Raw genomic sequence first — 2,923 nt, forward strand, 5'->3', positions numbered from 1 at the left:
GCAAATTTCAGGCTGGCGCTGAGCAGGGCAGCAGCGGCCATCAGCTCACCGACGTCAACGGCGAGGCGCGGCGGATACTGATGACGGCGCAGCACTTCGCGGTAGCTGTCCTGCAGGTGGGTAATCTCACCGCGGATGTCGGTGTTGTCGAAGCTGAAACGCTGCAGCGTGTCGCGGCTGGTATTGCTCATATCAGTAATCCTGGTTGTGCTCAAAGCGACGCATATCGCGGCGCTCTTTCTTGTTGGGTTTGTGGTCGGGCACCTGCATGGAAGCCTTCATAATGCGCCGCCGTTCGGCTTCATCCATGCGCTGTTTAATACTTTCCGGGGTTTCTTCGTATAACGACCGGGCTTCCGGTGCGCCGCGGCGCTGATCGGACAGTGCGGTGATCAGCACTTCTTTCTGGTCGAAGCCCTGACGGATGCTGAGGCGGGCGCCCAGTTCGGCGGTTTTGCTGACCTTGCAGCGCTGGCCGTCGACATGCACCTTGCCGCCTTCAATGGCGGCCTTGGCCAGTGCGCGGGTTTTAAAAAAACGCGCGGCCCAGAGCCATTTGTCGAGACGGATCTTTTCTTTGTTATCAGTCATATCTTAAAAATCCAGCTCATCAAAATGATGAATGCCGGGGAAGCGGCTGTCGGTATTGGGTTCTTTCTGGCTGTCGGGATGGAAAATCGCCAGCAGGAAAGCGATGCCCCAGCGGGCGGCGGATTCTAGCACAGGCTGGCTGTCGTCGATCAGCAGGGTGCGGGCCGGATCGAAGCCTTCATCACGCTGCAGGTGATCCCAAAATGCCTGACTTTCTTTCGGCTCGCGGTAATCGTGGGAGCTGATGACGCGGTCGACCAGCTGATCAAGGCCGGTGCGCTCCATTTTCAGGTTTACGCTGTCACGGTGGGCGTTGGTGACGATCACGGTGCGTTTGCCCAATTGCTTAAGGCGGGCAAGAAAATCCTGCACGTGCGGGCGGAAACCGATCTTATGTTGCACATCGCGCTTCAGTTCGGCGATTGGCAGGCCGGTGAGTTCGGTCCAGTAATCGAGGCAATACCAGTCGAGGGTGCCGCGCAGGCCGACAAAACTTTTGTTCAGCTCGGCCAGGGCCTCTTCCTCGCTCAGGCCGTGCTGTTGGGCGTAGACCGCCGGCAGGTGGTCGAGCCAGAAATAATTGTCGAAATGCAGATCCAGCAGAGTGCCATCCATGTCCAGCAGCACGGTATCAATTTGTTGCCAGTTGGTCAGGCTCATAGGGTTATACTCGCAATCGGAATGTCTATTAAAACAGGGCTGTTATGCATAAAAAACCACAGATTTTGCAGCGTCATCTGGTGGCGCAGAGCCGTTTGTTCCGGGTGGAATCCTTCGATCTGCGCTTCAGTAACGGAGTTGAGCGGACCTATGAGCGTCTGATGCCCGGTGGAAGCGGCGCAGTGATGCTGGTCGCGCTGCTGGATAACGATACCATTGCCCTGATCCGGGAATATGGGGGCGGAATTGAAGATTACACCCTCACGTTGCCAAAAGGTGCGATTGATCTGGGCGAGAGTCTGCGCGAAGCCTGTAACCGCGAGCTGCAGGAAGAGATCGGTTATGGCGCGCGGGAGTTTATTCATCTGAAAAAACTCAGCCTGTCACCCAGCTATATGAGCGGGGGTATCGATGTGGTGGTGGCCCGTGATCTGTACGAATCGAAGCTCGAAGGCGACGAGCCGGAACCGCTGGAACTGGTGCCCTGGAAGCTGAACAACCTGCACGAACTGTACAGTCGCGAAGACTGCACCGAAGGCCGGGCGATCGCCGCGCTGGCGCTGGCGCAGGAATTTCTGGCCGGGCGTTTTGACGGTGAAGTGCTGACCTGAGCCTGCTTCAGGCCTGGGTTCTGGCGGGCAGGAAGTCGGCGATTACCTTGCCCAGAGTATCCAGCCTGATGGGCTTGCTGATAAAGCCGTTCATGCCGGCCGCCAGGCAACGCTCTTTATCTTCCAGCATGGCGTTGGCGGTCAGGGCGATGATCGGGATATGGTTTTTATGGCTGCTGAGATCGCGGATGCGTTCGGTGGCGGTAATACCATCCATCACCGGCATGTTCACATCCATTAAAATCAGGTCGTAATCGTTGCTCAGTACTTCGGTAATGGCCTGCTCGCCGTTGGATACCGTGGTATACACCAGGCCCAGCCGGCTTAGCATGCGTTCGGCAATTCTCTGGTTCACGCTGTTGTCTTCGGCCAGCAGCACACGGCCATGCAGGGTACGGTTCTGTTTTTCGGCCGGTTGTTTTTCTTTTTCCGGTGCGTGCCCTTCGTGCAACGGTAACTGCAGCACAAAGGTGCTGCCATGACCGATTTCTGAACTAAGTCCTATATCGCCATTCATCGCTTTCGCCAGGTGACGGCTGATGGTCAGTCCTAATCCGGTACCGCCATATTGACGGCTGGTGCTGGTATCAGCCTGTTTGAACGCGGAAAAAATCTGTTCGGTTTTGTCCTGTGCAATACCGATCCCGCTGTCGCGTACTTCGATATTCAGCAGATAGCGGAAGTCTTCCTGCTGCTGGCCGCTGACGCGGATTTCAATACGGCCTTTCTCGGTGAATTTCAGTGCATTGCTGAGCAGGTTGGTGATGATCTGGCGCACCCGTTTCGGGTCACCACGCCAGTTGGCGGGCAGACCTGAGTCATAGTAATACACCAGCGATAATCCCTTGCGCCGTACCGGTTCGTTAAACAGCTGATAGATGTCGGTGATCAGACGGTTCAGGTCAAAATCAATCTGTTCAATCTCCAGATTGCCGGACTCAATTTTCGACAGGTCGAGAATATCGTTAATGATGTCGAGCAGGGCGTGGGATGAGTTATGAATAATATCCAGATAGTGGCGCTGGTCTTCTGACAGCGACGAGTCGAGCAGCAGCTCGCTG

At 56.0% G+C, this 2,923-nt stretch carries 5 protein-coding genes; 1 reads left to right on the forward strand and 4 read right to left on the reverse strand.

Annotated elements, in window-relative coordinates; all coding sequences use genetic code 11:
* The 3 genes from B3P58_RS09345 to yrfG form a co-directional block, all read right to left on the reverse strand.
* A partial coding sequence (locus tag B3P58_RS09345; RefSeq protein WP_286717150.1) for an Hsp33 family molecular chaperone HslO occupies positions 1–191 on the reverse strand: 191 nt, incomplete at its 3' end.
* Position 192: 1 nt separating this feature from the next.
* Positions 193–591, reverse strand: a complete 399-nt coding sequence (gene hslR, locus B3P58_RS09350) for a ribosome-associated heat shock protein Hsp15 (protein WP_145467161.1) — start codon at positions 589–591, stop codon at positions 193–195.
* A gap of 3 nt (positions 592–594) precedes the next feature.
* A complete protein-coding gene (gene yrfG / locus B3P58_RS09355; RefSeq protein WP_225691360.1) occupies positions 595–1,251 on the reverse strand; it encodes a GMP/IMP nucleotidase in 657 nt (218 codons plus the stop codon).
* A 44-nt stretch (positions 1,252–1,295) separates the two neighbouring features.
* Here yrfG and nudE point away from each other — a divergent pair, with 44 nt between their 5' ends.
* Positions 1,296–1,862, forward strand: coding sequence for an ADP compounds hydrolase NudE (nudE, locus tag B3P58_RS09360; protein ID WP_225691361.1), 567 nt, complete (start codon positions 1,296–1,298; stop codon positions 1,860–1,862).
* A 7-nt stretch (positions 1,863–1,869) separates the two neighbouring features.
* Here the strand turns inward: nudE and B3P58_RS09365 are convergent.
* On the reverse strand, positions 1,870–2,923 hold a 1,054-nt coding region (locus B3P58_RS09365; protein ID WP_286717152.1), incomplete at its 5' end, for an ATP-binding protein.

The sequence above is a fragment of the Thalassolituus sp. UBA2009 genome, from assembly GCF_002335285.1.
GTDB lineage: Bacteria > Pseudomonadota > Gammaproteobacteria > Pseudomonadales > Oceanobacteraceae > Venatoribacter > Venatoribacter alkanivorans.